This window comes from Pseudomonas sp. MHK4, from assembly GCF_054600775.1.
Genome location: NZ_BAAIAK010000010.1, coordinates 178727 through 194556, shown reverse-complemented (window position 1 = coordinate 194556; position 15830 = coordinate 178727). Strand labels below are relative to the sequence as shown.

Sequence of the window (15830 nt, the reverse complement as noted above, 5' to 3'; positions counted from 1 at the left end):
CATTATTCACCGGTAATGCATATGCGTCAAGCGTAAATTTAAAATATTTCTCTACACTTTCAACCGCTTATCTTCCGGAGCCGAAAAGCCGGGCGGGAGGAGGGCATTGATCGGTCTGAAATCTGCCGAATACCGAGGTCGTTAGCAGGCTAAGGGGATGGCGCTGCCGCAGCGAAAAATGGCACATTGATGCACCTGCCCGTGTGCACCCCTCTGTTTTTCGGAAATTTCATGGCTATCAGCAACGTTCAGTCCGCCACTGCGGCGGCGCCCGCGACTTCCCAAGGCAGCCCTCTGGTCATGCGCATCATTGGCGCAGTGGCACTGGCGCACCTGATCAACGACCTGATTCAATCGGTGTTGCCGTCGATCTACCCGATGCTGAAGGCCAACTATGGCCTGACGTTTACCCAGGTCGGCCTGATCACCCTGACGTTTCAGCTGACCGCATCGCTGCTGCAACCCTGGGTCGGCTATCACACCGACCGCCATCCCAAGCCCTGGCTGTTGCCGGCCGGGACGGTCTGCACCCTGATCGGCATCATGATGATGTCGGTGGTCGGCAGCTTCCCGCTAATTCTGCTGGCGGCCGGCTTGATCGGCATTGGCTCCTCGACCTTCCACCCGGAAGCTTCTCGCGTGGCACGCTTGGCCTCGGGCGGGCGATTCGGCCTGGCGCAATCGACCTTCCAGGTCGGCGGCAACGCGGGCTCGGCGTTCGGGCCGTTGCTGGCGGCGGCGATCATCATCCCTTACGGGCAAGGGCATGTGGCCTGGTTCGGCCTGTTCGCGGTGTTTGCACTGTTCGTGCTCTACCGGATCAGCCGCTGGTACGCCAACCACTTGAACCTGTTCAAGCTCAAGCAGGGCCAGGCCGCGACCCACGGCCTGTCCAAGGGCCGGGTGACCAGCGCGCTGGTAGTGCTCGGGCTGCTGGTGTTCTCCAAGTACTTCTATATGTCCAGCCTGACCAGTTACTTCACGTTCTACCTGATCGAGAAGTTCGACCTGTCTGTGGCCAGTTCGCAACTGCACCTGTTCCTGTTTCTCGGCGCGGTGGCGGCGGGAACATTCTTTGGCGGGCCAATCGGCGACAAGATCGGGCGTAAGGCCGTGATCTGGTTCTCGATCCTTGGCGTTGCACCCTTCACGTTGCTTCTGCCGCACGTGGACCTGTTCTGGACCACTGTCCTCAGTGTGGTCATCGGCTTCATCCTCGCCTCGGCCTTCTCGGCGATCGTGGTGTACGCCCAGGAGCTGGTGCCGGGTAACGTCGGGATGATTGCCGGGGTGTTCTTCGGCCTGATGTTCGGTTTCGGCGGGATTGGCGCGGCGCTGCTGGGGCACCTGGCGGACAGCCACGGCATCGAATACGTGTACTTCCTGTGCTCGTTCCTGCCGTTGCTGGGCGTCTTGGCGATTTTCCTGCCACGTACCAAAAAGGCCTGATCAACCACCACATGGCCGGAAGCTCGAGCTTGCACGAGACTTCCGGCCGAAAAGCCGGATAATGGCGGCCATTCGTTTGCTCGTTATTCTGGTACCCCGCATGGAAATCAAGGTCAACTTTCTCGACAACCTTCGACTTGAAGCCAAGTTCGATGACTTCACCGTGGTGGCCGATCAACCTATCCGCTACAAGGGCGATGGTTCGGCCCCCGGTCCGTTCGACTACTTCCTGGCTTCGTCGGCGTTGTGTGCGGCGTACTTCGTGAAGTTGTACTGCGACACCCGCAACATTCCCACCGATAACATCCGCCTGTCGCAGAACAACATTGTCGACCCGGAAAATCGCTACAACCAGATCTTCAAGATTCAGGTCGAGTTGCCGGCCGACATCTGCGACAAGGACCGCCAGGGCATCTTGCGCTCCATCGACCGTTGCACCGTGAAAAAAGTGGTGCAGGCCGGGCCTGAGTTCGTGATTGAAGAGGTGGAAAATCTGGATGCCGACGCCCAGGCATTGCTGATGCCGGCTTCCACTTCGGGTTCGCAAGCGGGCACCTACATCGTCGGCAAGGACCTGCCGCTGGAGCAGACCATCGCCAACATGTCGGGCATTCTGGCCGGCCTGGGCATGAAGATCGAAATCGCCTCGTGGCGCAATATCGTGCCCAACGTGTGGTCGCTGCATATCCGCGATGCGCACTCGCCAATGTGTTTCACCAATGGCAAGGGCGCCACCAAGGAAGGCGCACTGGCGTCGGCCCTGGGCGAGTTCATCGAGCGGCTGAACTGCAACTTCTTCTACAACGATCAGTTCTGGGGTGAAGACATCGCCAACGCGGCGTTTGTGCATTACCCGAACGAGCGCTGGTTCCAGCCTGGCCCCAAGGATGAGCTGCCGACCGAGATTCTCGACGAGTATTGCCTGCGGATTTTCAACCGCGATGGCGAGTTGCGTGGCTCGCATCTGTTCGACACCAACTCGGGCAACGAAGAGCGCGGCATCTGTTCGCTGCCGTACGTGCGCCAGTCGGACGGCGAGGTGGTGTATTTCCCGTCCAACCTGATCGAAAACCTGTACCTGAGCAACGGCATGAGTGCCGGCAATACGCTGACCGAAGCGCAGGTACAGTGCCTGTCGGAAATCTTCGAGCGCGCGGTAAAACGCGAAATCATCGAGGGTGAATTTGCCCTGCCGGATGTGCCGGCCGACGTGCTGGCGAAGTACCCAGGAATTCTGGCCGGTATCCAGGCGCTGGAAGAGCAGGGGTTCCCCGTGTTGGTCAAGGATGCGTCCCTGGGCGGCGAATTCCCGGTGATGTGCGTCACCTTGATGAACCCGCGCACCGGTGGTGTGTTCGCCTCGTTCGGCGCGCACCCGAGCCTGGAAGTGGCGCTGGAGCGCAGCCTGACGGAATTGTTGCAGGGCCGCAGCTTCGAAGGCCTCAATGACCTGCCCCTGCCGACCTTTGAAGGTCATGCGGTGACCGAGCCGAATAACTTCGTCGAGCACTTCATCGACTCCAGCGGCGTGGTGTCGTGGCGCTTCTTCAGTGCCCAGTCGGATTACGAATTCGTCGAGTGGGACTTCTCCGGCCAGGGTGAAAACTCCAATGCCGAGGAAGCAGCGACCTTGTTCGGCATTCTCGAAGGCATGGGCAAGGAAGTCTACATGGCTGTATATGAGCACATCGGTGCCACGGCCTGCCGCATCCTGGTACCGGACTACTCGGAAATTTATCCGGTGGACGATCTGATCTGGGACAACACCAACAAAGCGCTGTTCTTCCGCGAGGACATCCTCAATCTGCACAGTCTCGACAAGGCCGGCCTGAAGTCTCTGGTCAAGCGTCTGGAAGACAGCGAGCTGGACGACTACACCGACATCACCACCTTGATCGGCATCGAATTCGACGACAACACTGCCTGGGGTCAGTTGACGATCCTGGAGTTGAAGTTGCTGATCTACCTCGCCTTGCAGAAATTTGAAGAGGCGAAAGAGGCGGTGGAAATGTTCCTGCAGTACAACGACAACACGGTCGAGCGCGGCTTGTTCTACCAGGCCGTAAATGTGGTGCTGGAAATGGAGCTGGACGAGGACCTGGAGCTGGTCGATTACGAGGCCAACTTCCGCCGGATGTTCGGCAACGAGCGCATGGACGCCGCTATCGGCTCCGTAAACGGCAGCGTGCGCTTCTTCGGCCTGACGCCGACCAGCATGAAGCTGGAAGGTCTCGACCGGCACCTGCGCCTGATCGACAGCTACAAGAAACTGCACTCGGCCCGTGCCAAGGTGGCGAATTAATCCACGTTGATAGCGGCCACAAAAAAAGCACCCCAGGGTGCTTTTTTTGTTGATGGCTACGAACGTCAGACGTTGAAGCGGAAGTGCATCACGTCGCCGTCCTTGACGATGTAGTCCTTGCCTTCCAGGCGCCATTTACCGGCTTCCTTGGTACCGGCTTCGCCCTTGTACTGGATGAAGTCGTTGTAGGCGATCACTTCGGCGCGGATGAAGCCTTTTTCGAAGTCGGTGTGGATCACGCCAGCGGCTTGTGGTGCGGTGGCACCGACGCGTACGGTCCAGGCGCGGACTTCTTCGACACCGGCGGTGAAGTAGGTCTGCAGGTGCAGCATTTCGTAGCCGGCGCGGATCACGCGGTTCAGGCCAGGCTCTTCCAGGCCCAGGGCTTCGAGGAACATGTCTTTCTCTTCGCCGTCGTCGAGCTCGGCGATTTCCGCTTCGATCTTGTTGCAGACCGGAACGACCATGGCACCTTCTTCTTCGGCGATGGCCCTGACCACGTCCAGGTGCGGGTTGTTCTCGAAACCGTCTTCAGCGACGTTGGCGATGTACATCACAGGCTTGGTGGTCAGCAGGTGGAAGCCCTTGATCACCGCTTTCTCGTCGGTGCCCATGTTCTTCATCAGGCTGCGCGCAGGCTTGCCTTCGGTGAAGTGAGCGATCAGTTGCTCGAGCAGGCCTTTCTGGACGACTGCGTCCTTGTCACCGCCCTTGGCGTTGCGCGCGACTTTCTGCAGTTGCTTCTCGCAGCTGTCGAGGTCGGCGAAGATCAGTTCCAGGTCGATGATTTCGATGTCGCGTTTCGGGTCGACGCTGTTGGAGACGTGAATCACGTTCTCGTCTTCGAAGCAGCGGACCACGTGGGCGATGGCATCGGTTTCACGGATGTTGGCCAAAAACTTGTTGCCCAGGCCTTCACCTTTCGAGGCGCCGGCCACGAGGCCTGCGATGTCGACGAATTCCATGGTGGTCGGCAGGATGCGCTTCGGATTGACGATGGCAGCCAGGGCTTCCAGGCGCGGATCCGGCATCGGCACGATACCGCTGTTGGGTTCGATGGTGCAGAAGGGGAAGTTCTCGGCCGCGATACCGGATTTGGTCAGGGCGTTGAACAGGGTGGACTTGCCGACGTTAGGCAGGCCGACGATGCCGCAATTGAATCCCATGGTGTTTCCCCTCGGGTAAAAGTCAGGCCTTCTGGCTGTGCAGGTTTTTCATCGCGCGGTTCCATTCACCGGCGAGGATATCCGGCAGCACGCCGAGGGCAAAGTCGATGCTGGCATCGAGTTTTTCCTGTTCGGCGCGTGGCGCACGACCCAGGACGAAGTTTGAAACCATACTGGCAACGCCCGGGTGGCCAATGCCAAGCCGCAGGCGATGAAAGGTGTTCTGATTGCCCAGTTGCGCAATGATGTCGCGCAACCCGTTGTGACCGCCATGGCCGCCGCCCTGCTTGAGCTTGGCAACGCCGGGTGGCAGGTCGAGTTCGTCGTGCGCCACGAGGATTTCTTCAGGCTTGATTCGGAAGAATCCGGCAAGTGCCGCTACGGCCTGGCCGCTGCGGTTCATGTACGTGGTGGGAATCAGCAGACGAACATCCTGACCCTGGTGCGAATAGCGCCCGGTCAGGCCGAAATATTTGCGGTCCGCCACAAGGTTCACGCCTTGTGCGTTCGCGATGCGCTCAACAAAAAGGGCCCCTGCGTTATGCCGGGTCTGTTCGTATTCAGCGCCTGGATTACCCAGGCCAACGATCAGTTTGATGGCAGTCACGATAGGGGCCCTTCCTTGGAGTGGTGGATAACATCGCCGCAATCAGGGAGAGCGGCGAAAGTGGACGAAAATTGCTCATTTACCATGATGTAAACTCCGCGTTCTCGCCCGCTTTCTCGCTACGTTCCAGTCCGCGATGTTACTTGATCACTCCGGCTTCACAGAGTGAATTACTCTGCTGCGCCTTCTTCGGTAGCTTCTGGAGCAACACGTGGAGCGTGGACGTTGGCAACAGCCTTGTCATCGCCGTGTGCCAGGGCCACGAACTCAACGCCTTTAGGAGCCTTGAGGTCCGACAGGTGAATGATCGAACCGATTTCGGCGTTAGCCAGGTCGACTTCGATGAATTCAGGCAGGTCTTTCGGCAGGCAGGTCACTTCGATTTCCGAAACAACGTGCGAAATTTCGCCGCCTTTCTTGGTCGGAGCTTCTTCGCCAACGAAGTGTACAGGCACGATAGCGGTCAGTTTCTGGCCAGCTACAACGCGTACGAAGTCAGCGTGCATCACGTGGCCTTTGGCCGGGTGACGCTGCAGAGCCTTGATGATTACGTTTTGCTTGGTGCCACCAACGTTCAGCTCGATGATGTGGCTGTAAGCCGCTTCGTTTTCGAGCAGTTTGGCAACTTCCTTAGCCAGCATGCTGATGGATTCAGGGGCTTTTTCGCCACCGTAAACTACAGCTGGAACCAGGCTTGCGAGACGACGCAGGCGGCGGCTCGCACCTTTCCCCAGGTCGGAACGCACTTCAGCATTCAGAGTAAAATCGTTCATGTTGTATCTCCAAAATAACCACATTCGCCCCAGCGTTTGCGACCAGCGCTAAAGGCGATATGGGCAAAAAAGCCCCGCCCCGACAGGAATGCCGGGGCGGGGCGCTTTTCGTCAACGAGACATTTCGAGAAGGGCAGGGCCCTTAGCGGAACATCGCGCTGATCGATTCTTCATTGCTGATGCGGCGGACCGCCTCGGCAACAACCGGTGCGATATCCAGTTGACGGATACGCGCACAGGCTTGTGCTGCAGCGGACAGCGGGATGGTGTTAGTCACCACCAGCTCGTCCAGCACGGAATTTTCAATGTTTTCGATCGCCCGACCCGACAGCACAGGGTGCGTGCAGTAGGCGAAAACCTTGGCAGCGCCATGCTCTTTCAAGGCCTTGGCCGCGTGGCACAGGGTGCCGGCGGTATCGACCATGTCATCGACCAGAATACAGGTACGCCCTTCGACATCACCGATGATATGCATCACTTCAGAGTGATTGGCTTTCTCACGGCGTTTGTCGATGATCCCGAGATCCACGCCCAGGGATTTGGCAACGGCACGTGCACGCACGACGCCACCAATGTCCGGGGACACGATCATCAGGTTTTCGAAGCGCTGATCTTCAATGTCATCCACCAGGACCGGGGAGCCGTAGATGTTATCTACCGGAATATCGAAGAAACCCTGGATTTGGTCAGCATGCAGATCAACCGTGAGAACACGGTCGATGCCGACTACGGTAAGCATGTCAGCAACGACTTTCGCGCTGATAGCCACACGTGCGGAACGCGGACGGCGATCCTGACGGGCATAACCAAAGTAAGGAATAACAGCAGTGATACGAGTAGCCGAGGAGCGGCGGAAGGCATCAGCCATCACTACCAGTTCCATCAGGTTATCGTTGGTCGGAGCGCAAGTCGGCTGAATAATGAAGACATCTTTACCGCGGACGTTTTCATTGATCTCGGCTGTAATTTCGCCGTCGGAGAATTTACCGACAGAGATGTCACCGAGAGGGATATGCAGCTGACGTACGACACGCCGAGCCAGATCGGGGTTAGCATTCCCCGTAAAGACCATCATCTTGGACACGCGCAGTACCTAGAGGCTGAGGGTAACCTGGATGAGTATGGAAAATGGCAGGGGCGGCTGGATTCGAACCAACGCATGGCAGGATCAAAACCTGCTGCCTTACCGCTTGGCGACGCCCCTGTATCTGTTGCAACGATTACCCAGTAATCGGTTCCTTTAGAGCAGACCTTGCAGCTTGCGATGCAACATCGAAATGTTGCTTCCTTTTGCTACAAACCCTGTAAGGGTCTCTGTAAGAAGGGCCGAGACTTTATCAGCTTCAGCTTTGCTTGGGAAGCCCCCAAACACACAACTTCCAGTTCCGGTGAGTTTTGCTTCGGTAAATTTACCTAACAAATTCAATGCGTTACGTACCTCTGGATAACGCCTTGATACCACCGGCAAGCAGTCATTTCGACTGTTTCCCTTGGGAACGGGGCGCACTTTAATGGGCGGCGTGTTACGTGTCAACAACGGATCTGAAAAAATTTCTGCCGTACTTACAGAGACTTGCGGCACCAGCACCAGATACCAGGGTTCTTCCGGGTCGACCGGGGTCAATTTTTCCCCCACGCCTTCGGCGAAAGCCGCATGCCCACGCACGAAAACCGGGACGTCGGCCCCCAGCGTCAGACCCAGCGCGGCCAGCCGATCTTCATCCCAACCCAATCGCCAGAGATGGTTGAGGCCGAGCAGGGTAGTGGCAGCATTCGAACTGCCGCCGCCGATGCCGCCGCCCATGGGCAGGACTTTATCGATCCAGATATCCATGCCGAGTGAACAGCCGGATTGTTCCTGGAGTTTTTTCGCGGCCTTGATGATCAGGTTGCTGTCGTGGGGGACGCCTTCGAATTCGGTGTGCAGGCGAATGACGCCGTCGTCGCGCACGGCGAAGGTGATTTCGTCGCCGTAGTCGAGAAACTGAAACAGGGTCTGCAGTTCGTGGTAGCCGTCTTCACGGCGACCCAGGATGTGCAGCATCAAATTGAGTTTGGCCGGAGAGGGCAGGGTCAGTTGCTTGGCTGGCATGTCACTGCCCCAACTTGCGCGGTTGCCAGGTCTTGATCACCAGCGTGACATCCAGGTCGGTGCCGTGCAGTTTGATCCGCTCGGGCAGCCAGTAGCCGTTTTGTTCGGTATAGGCCATGTATTCGACCTGCCAGCCGTCCTGTTCGAGACGGGCGAGGCGGCTCTCGCCATCGAGGGTCAACCGGCTTTTGCTGTCTGGAGCCGGGAGCCCGCGGACCCACCAGGCCAGGTTGGAAACCGGCAGTTTCCAGCCCAGCTGCTCTTCAAGCAGGGCATCCGGGGACTGCGCTTCGTAGCGACCCTGGTTGGCGACTTCCAGGGAAACCTTGCCCGGGCGCCCGGTCAGGCGCGCCGCGCCGCGACCCAGGGGGCCGGAGAGGCGAATGTCGTAGTAATCCTGGCGTTGCAGCCAGAACAGCGTGCCACTGCCGGAATCTTTTGGTGCGCGAATGCCGATCTTGCCGTCGATCTGCCAGCCATCAAGGCTCGCCAGCTGCTGTTTGTGCTCGCGCCATTGGGCGGGATCTCCGTGGCCCTCGACCGATTCGCGGGCACCGAAGCCCGCACAACCGGCGAGCAGGGCGATGAGACTGAAAACGATGAAGTGGCGCAAAAACATAATCTTAAAGGGTCTCTGATCCGGTCAGGCGCTTGATGGTACCGCGCAGGGTAGGGCTGTCGGGTTGTTCCTTGAGGAATTTGCCCCAGACTTGCCGGGCTTCGGTCTGCTTGCCGTTGGCCCACAGGACTTCGCCCAGGTGAGCGGCGACTTCCTGGTCGGGGAAGCGCTCCAGGGCCTGGCGCAGCAGGCGCTCGGCTTCGTCGAGATTGCCCATGCGGTAGTTCACCCAGCCTAGGCTGTCGAGAACGGCCGGGTCTTCCGGACTGATCTGGTGGGCTTGCTCGATCAGCGCCTTCGCTTCGGCGTAGCGCGTCGTGCGGTCAGACAGGGTGTAGCCGAGGGCGTTCAATGCCATGGCGTTGTCCGGGTCGCGCTTGATGATCAGGCGCAGGTCTTTTTCCATCTGGGCCAGGTCATTGCGTTTTTCCGCCTGCATGGCCCGGGTGTACAGCAGATTCAGGTCGTCCGGGTATTGCTGCAGCGCCTGCTCCAGGACTTTCCAGGCCTTGTCCCCCTGTTTGTTGGCAGACAGGGTTTCCGCTTCGATCAGATACAGCTGGATCGCGTAGTCCGGTTGCTCGTCGCGTTGGGCCGCGAGTCGTTTTTGCGCTTCGGCGGTCCTGCCGTTGCCCATCAGGATATCGGCCTGGCGCAGTTGCGCCGGCAGGTAGTCGTTGCCCGGCCCGACCTTGGCGTACTCGATCAACGCGCCTTGTGGATCGTTGCGTTCTTCGGCGATGCGCCCCAGGTTCAGGTGCGCCGAGTCGACGTGGCTGTCACGGGCGATCAGGTCTTCCAGGTAACCCTTGGCCTCGTCCCAGGCCTTGGCTTCCAGGCACACGAGCGCCAGCGAATAACGCAGGTCGTCGTCCTCCGGGTATTGCTGCACCAGGCTCGAGAACTCGGCCTTGGCGTCATCCATGCGGTCCTGTTCAACCAGCATGCGCGCGTAGGTCAGGCGCAGGCGCTTGTCGTCCGGGTATTTGCGGATGTTTTTTTGCAGCAGCGGCAAGGCTTCGTCACCGCGATCCAGGGATTGCAGCAGGCGTGCGCGCAGCAGGATCGGGGCGATTTCGCCGTCGTCCGGCGGATTGTCTTCCAGCAGGGTCAGCGCGCCTTTGGTGTCGCCATCCTGTTGCAGCAGCAAGGCCTTGCCAAAAATCAGCTGGCCGTTGTTCGGGTGGCGCTGCAACAAACGGTCGAAACTTTTCATCAGGCCATTGCGCGTATCCTGGTCGGTATCGGCCGCAGACAGCGCGAGGAAGTCGAAATGGGTATCACCCTTGCCTTGCAGGACTTTCTCCATATAGACCATGGAGTCGTCGTAGCGCCCGGCGCGCGCCAGTTGCACGGCGGCGGCCCGCTGGGCCTCAAGGTCGTCCGGAGCGTTCTTGGCCCAGATCAGTGCCGTGTCCAGGGCGGCCTGGTCGGCGCCCAGGTATTCGGCAATGCGGAATGCTCGCTCGGAAATGCCCGGATCCTGGGTGTTGATGGCCTGGGTCACGTAGTTGTCCAGGGCAATGTCGAAACGATTGCGCTGGCCAGCGAGTTCCGCGCTCAACAGGCTGAAGACGGTGTCTTCGCTGAATGAGCTGTAGACCTTGGGCTTTTCAGGGGCCGCCGTGGTGTCTTCGACCGGCGACGGGTCGTCCGTCGACGCGGGGCCCAGGGCCTGGCAGCCACTGAGAAAGACAAGGGCAAGGAGCAACGCGGAAGATCTATTCATATAGGAAGAGGACGACTAACCTGCGGTCGGATCATCATGACACAAGCCTCACGTCAAACATAACCGCCGAACTGATTTCAAGTGAGCGCGCTCCCCTGTAGGAGCCGGCTTGCTGGCGATGGTCGTGAACGATGACGCATTTATCCTGGAAAGGACGCGGCGCCTGCAAGTCCATCGCCAGCAAGCCGGCTCCTACAAACGAGAACCGCTCGCAAGCTCGGACCTCATCTACCAGGCCAATAGATATCGAGTAGTTGTTCTCGATGTGTCGAAGTAGGACAATTGCCGGCTTCACGTCACCACCAGCGACCTTGAATGGCCTTCCTTGCACTCGGTATTAACCACAAGACTGCTTCAGTAGACGTCCGCGAGCGCGTGGCCTTTACCCCTGAGCAGCTGGTTGAGGCCTTGCAGCAGCTCTGCCGACTCACCGACAGCCGCGAAGCTGCGATCCTCTCCACCTGCAATCGCAGTGAACTCTATATAGAACAGGATCACCTGTCGGCGGATACCGTGCTGCGCTGGCTGGCCGAATATCATCATTTGAGCCTTGATGAGCTGCGCGCGAGCGCTTATGTGCACGAAGACGATGCGGCAGTTCGTCACATGATGCGGGTCGCCTCCGGGCTCGATTCGCTGGTGTTGGGCGAACCGCAGATCCTCGGCCAGATGAAATCGGCCTACGCCGTGGCTCGGGAGGCTGGCACCATCGGGCCGTTGCTCGGGCGCTTGTTCCAGGCCACGTTCAACGCGGCCAAGCAAGTGCGCACCGACACCGCCATTGGCGAGAACCCGGTGTCCGTGGCGTTTGCCGCGGTCAGCCTGGCCAAACAGATTTTCAGCGACCTGCAACGCAGCCAGGCCCTGCTGATCGGCGCCGGCGAGACCATCACCCTGGTCGCCCGCCATCTGCATGACCTGGGCGTGAAGCGTATCGTGGTCGCCAACCGAACCCTGGAGCGCGCGAGCATCCTGGCCGAGCAGTTCGGCGCCCATGCGGTGCTGCTGTCGGACATTCCGGCGGAGCTGGTGCGCAGCGACATCGTCATCAGCTCCACCGCCAGCCAGTTGCCGATCCTTGGCAAGGGCGCTGTCGAAAGCGCCCTGAAGCTGCGCAAGCACAAGCCGATCTTCATGGTCGATATCGCCGTCCCGCGTGATATCGAGCCGGAAGTCGGCGAGTTGGACGACGTCTACCTGTACAGCGTCGACGACCTGCACGAAGTGGTCGCCGAGAACCTCAAGAGTCGCCAGGGTGCAGCCCAGGCCGCGGAAGAGATGGTCTCGGTCGGCGCCGAAGATTTCATGGTGCGCCTGCGCGAACTGGCGGCGGTCGACGTGCTCAAGGCCTATCGTCAACAGAGCGAACGCCTGCGCGACGAGGAATTGCAAAAGGCCCAGCGCCTGCTGGCCAACGGCAGCAGCGCCGAAGAGGTGCTGGTGCAACTGGCGCGCGGCCTGACCAATAAACTCTTGCACGCACCGAGCGTGCAGTTGAAAAAGCTCTCTGCCGAAGGTCGCCTCGATGCGCTGGCGATGGCCCAGGAACTCTTTGCCCTCGGTGAGGGCTCATCGGAAAGCTTTTCGGATAAGAAACCGCAATGAAAGCGTCACTGCTCAATAAGCTGGACATCCTCCAGGACCGTTTCGAGGAATTGACCGCCTTGCTTGGCGACGGCGAAGTCATTTCCGATCAGAACAAGTTCCGCGCCTATTCCAAGGAATACGCGGAAGTCGAGCCGATCGTCGAAACCTATAAACAGCTGCTTAAAGTGCAGGGCGACCTCGAAGGCGCCCAGGCGCTGCTCAAGGACAGCGACCCGGACATGCGCGAAATGGCCGTGGAAGAAGTCCGCGAAGCCAAGGAGCGCCTGGTCGAACTGGAAGCCAACCTGCAACGCATGTTGCTGCCCAAGGACCCGAACGACGGGCGCAACGTGTTCCTCGAAATCCGCGCGGGCACCGGCGGCGACGAAGCGGCGATTTTCTCCGGCGACCTGTTCCGCATGTATTCGCGTTATGCCGAGCGGCGCGGCTGGCGGGTGGAAATCCTCTCGGAAAACGAGGGTGAACACGGCGGCTACAAGGAAGTCATCGCGCGAGTCGAGGGCGACAACGTCTACGGCAAGCTCAAGTTCGAGTCCGGCGCCCACCGCGTGCAACGCGTGCCAGCGACCGAGTCCCAGGGACGCATCCACACCTCGGCCTGCACCGTGGCGGTATTGCCCGAGCCGGACGAACAGGAAGCGATCGAGATCAACCCGGCAGACTTGCGCATCGATACCTATCGTTCCTCCGGTGCGGGCGGTCAGCACGTGAACAAGACCGATTCGGCGATCCGCATCACGCACTTGCCGTCCGGCATCGTGGTCGAGTGCCAGGAAGAGCGTTCGCAGCACAAGAACCGTGCGCGGGCGATGTCCTGGCTGTCGGCCAAGCTCAACGACCAGCAGACCAGTGCCGCGGCCAATGCCATCGCCAGCGAGCGCAAATTGCTCGTGGGCTCGGGGGATCGCTCCGAACGCATCCGCACCTACAACTTTGCCCAGGGCCGGGTCACCGACCACCGGGTCAACCTGACCCTGTATTCCCTCGACGAAATCCTCGCCGGGGGTGTCGATGCGGTGATCGAGCCGTTGCTGGCCGAGTACCAGGCCGATCAACTGGCAGCCATAGGTGAGTAAATGACGATCATTGCCAGTTTGTTGCGGGCCGCCGATCTGCCCGACTCACCCACGGCGCGACTGGATGCCGAGTTGTTGCTGGCGGCCGCGCTGGGCAAGTCCCGCAGCTTCCTGCACACCTGGCCGGAACGCATCGTGCCGAGCGAAGCGGCGTTGACCTTCGCCGAGTATTTGCAGCGTCGGCGCAGCGGTGAGCCGGTGGCTTACATTCTTGGCCAGCAAGGTTTCTGGAAACTCGATCTGGAAGTCGCGCCGCACACGCTGATCCCGCGCCCGGACACCGAGTTGCTGGTGGAAGCCGCGCTGGAACTGTTGCCGGCCACTCCTGCCAACGTCCTTGACCTGGGCACAGGCAGCGGCGCGATTGCCCTGGCCCTGGCCAGCGAGCGCCCGGCATGGAAAGTCACTGCCGTGGATCGTGTGCTGGAAGCCGTGGCCCTGGCCGAACGCAATCGCCAGCGCTTGCAGCTCAACAATGCCACGGTGCTGAGCAGTCATTGGTTCAGCGCTCTGCAAGGCCAGCGTTTTCAACTGATCATCAGCAATCCGCCCTATATCGCATCCGCCGATCCGCATCTGGTGGAAGGCGACGTGCGTTTCGAGCCGGCCAGCGCCCTGGTGGCCGGTGTCGACGGGCTCGACGATTTGCGTTTGATCATTGCCCGGGCGCCGGACCATCTGGACGCGGGCGGCTGGCTGATGCTCGAGCACGGTTACGATCAGGCCGAGGCGGTGCGTGACTTGCTGCTGAGCCGTGGTTTTGCACAGGTCCACAGCCGCACCGACCTGGGCGGTCATCAACGCATAAGCCTGGGGCGCCTGCCATGCTGAACGATCAGGAGTTGCTGCGTTACAGCCGGCAGATTCTGTTGCAGCACATTGATATCGACGGTCAGTTGCGGCTCAAGGAAAGCCGCGTGCTGATCGTCGGCCTCGGCGGGCTTGGCGCGCCGGTGGCGTTGTACCTGGCAGCGGCCGGCGTCGGTGAGTTGCATCTGGCAGACTTCGATACGGTCGACCTGACCAACCTGCAACGCCAGATCATCCATGACACCGACAGCGTCGGCATGAGCAAGGTCGACTCGGCGATCAAGCGCCTGACGGCGATCAACCCGCAGATCGCGCTGGTCGCCCATCGCGCGGCGCTCGATGAAGACTCGCTGGTGGCGGTCGTGGCCGGGGTGGATCTGGTCCTCGACTGTTCCGATAATTTCTCCACCCGTGAAGCGGTCAACGCAGCCTGCGTGAGCGCCGGCAAGCCGCTGGTCAGCGGTGCGGCGATTCGCCTGGAAGGGCAATTGTCGGTATTCGACCCACGCCGAGCAGAAAGCCCGTGCTACCACTGTTTATATGGGCACGGCAGCGAAGCCGAATTGACCTGCAGTGAGGCCGGCGTGGTCGGTCCGCTGGTGGGGCTGGTTGGCAGTCTGCAAGCGCTCGAAGCGCTGAAGTTGCTGGCCGGCTTTGGCGAGCCGCTGGTGGGGCGCCTGTTGCTGATCGACGCCTTGGGTACGCGCTTTCGTGAGTTGCGGGTCAAGCGTGATCCGGGTTGCAGCGTCTGTGGGCCCAAGCATGCGTGAAGCGCCGATTGGCGTGTTCGACTCCGGCGTCGGTGGGCTTTCGGTGCTGGCTGAGATCCAGCGTTTGTTGCCTGACGAATCTCTCTTGTATTTCGGCGATTGCGGGAACATTCCCTACGGCGAGAAAACCCCGGAGTTCATCCGCCAGCGGTGCAGCGTCATGGCCGAGTTTTTTCAAGGTCAGGGCGCCAAGGCCCTGGTATTGGCCTGCAACACCGCCACGGTCGCGGGGGTTGCCGACCTGCGTCGCGATTACCCGCAATGGCCCATCGTCGGCATGGAGCCCGCGGTCAAGCCGGCCGCCGCCGCTACCCGCAGTGGCGTGGTTGGCGTGCTGGCTACCACGGGCACCCTGCAAAGCGCCAAGTTCGCCGCGCTGCTCGACCGATTCGCCACCGATGTTCGAGTGCTCACCCAACCCTGCCCCGGGTTGGTCGATTTGATCGAACGAGGCGATCTGCACAGTCCTGCCCTGCTTCAGTTGCTGCAGGGTTACGTCGCGCCGCTGCTTGCCGCAGGCGCCGACACCATCATCCTGGGCTGCACCCATTACCCGTTTCTCAAGCCGCTGCTCAAGCAAATGATCCCCGAGGACATCAGCCTGATCGACACCGGTGCGGCCGTCGCGCGCCAGCTTCAGCGCCTGCTGGCCGAGCGCGAATTGCTCGCCGCGGGGCCTGCAAGTACTGCGCAGTTCTGGACGAGCGCCGATCCGGTTCATTTCACAAATATATTGCCGATCTTGTGGAATAACGCTGGCGTTGTGCGAAGCTTCGAAGGGTAAACAAGTTGTGGGGCAGGGCACAATTGGGGTGAACTTCTGAATAAC

General features: G+C 60.2%; 14 protein-coding genes and 1 tRNA gene. 7 read left to right on the top strand and 8 right to left on the bottom strand.

Going from position 1 to position 15830, the window contains the following annotated elements:
• Positions 1–231 precede the first annotated feature (231 nt).
• Together ACYP2Q_RS23495 and ACYP2Q_RS23490 are read left to right on the top strand one after the other, a co-directional pair.
• Entirely contained in the window at positions 232–1449 is a 1218-nt protein-coding gene (locus ACYP2Q_RS23495) for an MFS transporter (RefSeq protein ID WP_459732675.1), read from the top strand.
• 100 nt (positions 1450–1549) lie between these two features.
• Entirely contained in the window at positions 1550–3751 is a 2202-nt protein-coding gene (locus ACYP2Q_RS23490; protein ID WP_459732674.1) for an OsmC domain/YcaO domain-containing protein, read from the top strand.
• A gap of 65 nt (positions 3752–3816) precedes the next feature.
• On the opposite strand, the gene ychF is transcribed toward ACYP2Q_RS23490, so the two are convergent.
• The 8 genes from ychF to ACYP2Q_RS23450 form a co-directional block, all read right to left on the bottom strand.
• Positions 3817–4917 (bottom strand): redox-regulated ATPase YchF, encoded by a 1101-nt coding sequence (ychF, locus tag ACYP2Q_RS23485; RefSeq protein ID WP_459732673.1) that lies wholly within the window; start codon positions 4915–4917, stop codon positions 3817–3819.
• 22 nt (positions 4918–4939) lie between these two features.
• Entirely contained in the window at positions 4940–5524 is a 585-nt protein-coding gene (pth, locus tag ACYP2Q_RS23480; protein WP_046030136.1) for an aminoacyl-tRNA hydrolase, read from the bottom strand.
• 170 nt (positions 5525–5694) lie between these two features.
• Complete coding sequence (locus ACYP2Q_RS23475) at positions 5695–6297, bottom strand: 50S ribosomal protein L25/general stress protein Ctc (protein ID WP_274074158.1); 603 nt, start codon at positions 6295–6297, stop codon at positions 5695–5697.
• 142 nt (positions 6298–6439) lie between these two features.
• Positions 6440–7381: a ribose-phosphate pyrophosphokinase gene (locus ACYP2Q_RS23470; protein ID WP_003171603.1), complete on the bottom strand. Its 942-nt coding sequence runs from the start codon at positions 7379–7381 to the stop codon at positions 6440–6442.
• 45 nt (positions 7382–7426) lie between these two features.
• Positions 7427–7501, bottom strand: a tRNA-Gln gene (locus ACYP2Q_RS23465).
• A 36-nt stretch (positions 7502–7537) separates the two neighbouring features.
• Positions 7538–8389: a 4-(cytidine 5'-diphospho)-2-C-methyl-D-erythritol kinase gene (ispE, locus tag ACYP2Q_RS23460; RefSeq protein ID WP_459732672.1), complete on the bottom strand. Its 852-nt coding sequence runs from the start codon at positions 8387–8389 to the stop codon at positions 7538–7540.
• Position 8390: 1 nt separating this feature from the next.
• Positions 8391–9008, bottom strand: a complete 618-nt coding sequence (gene lolB / locus ACYP2Q_RS23455; RefSeq protein WP_459732671.1) for a lipoprotein insertase outer membrane protein LolB — start codon at positions 9006–9008, stop codon at positions 8391–8393.
• 4 nt (positions 9009–9012) lie between these two features.
• The gene (locus ACYP2Q_RS23450) at positions 9013–10737 is read right to left on the bottom strand and encodes a tetratricopeptide repeat protein (RefSeq protein WP_459732670.1); all 1725 of its coding nucleotides are present in this window, start codon (positions 10735–10737) and stop codon (positions 9013–9015) included.
• Positions 10738–11052: 315 nt separating this feature from the next.
• Between ACYP2Q_RS23450 and hemA the strand changes: the two genes are divergently transcribed.
• The 5 genes from hemA to murI are packed head-to-tail and all read left to right on the top strand — an operon-like array spanning position 11053 to position 15785.
• The gene (hemA, locus tag ACYP2Q_RS23445) at positions 11053–12342 is read left to right on the top strand and encodes a glutamyl-tRNA reductase (RefSeq protein ID WP_459732669.1); all 1290 of its coding nucleotides are present in this window, start codon (positions 11053–11055) and stop codon (positions 12340–12342) included.
• Complete coding sequence (gene prfA, locus ACYP2Q_RS23440) at positions 12339–13421, top strand: peptide chain release factor 1 (protein WP_020799741.1); 1083 nt, start codon at positions 12339–12341, stop codon at positions 13419–13421. The genes hemA and prfA overlap by 4 nt, the downstream gene beginning before the upstream one ends.
• Positions 13422–14252, top strand: a complete 831-nt coding sequence (gene prmC / locus ACYP2Q_RS23435; protein WP_459732668.1) for a peptide chain release factor N(5)-glutamine methyltransferase — start codon at positions 13422–13424, stop codon at positions 14250–14252. It abuts the gene before it with no gap.
• Positions 14246–15001 carry a molybdopterin-synthase adenylyltransferase MoeB gene (locus tag ACYP2Q_RS23430; protein ID WP_459732667.1) on the top strand — a complete coding sequence of 252 codons (756 nt, stop codon included), beginning with the start codon at positions 14246–14248 and terminating at the stop codon, positions 14999–15001. Before prmC ends, ACYP2Q_RS23430 begins: the two co-directional genes overlap by 7 nt.
• Entirely contained in the window at positions 14994–15785 is a 792-nt protein-coding gene (murI, locus tag ACYP2Q_RS23425) for a glutamate racemase (protein WP_459732666.1), read from the top strand. Before ACYP2Q_RS23430 ends, murI begins: the two co-directional genes overlap by 8 nt.
• Positions 15786–15830: the final 45 nt, after the last annotated feature.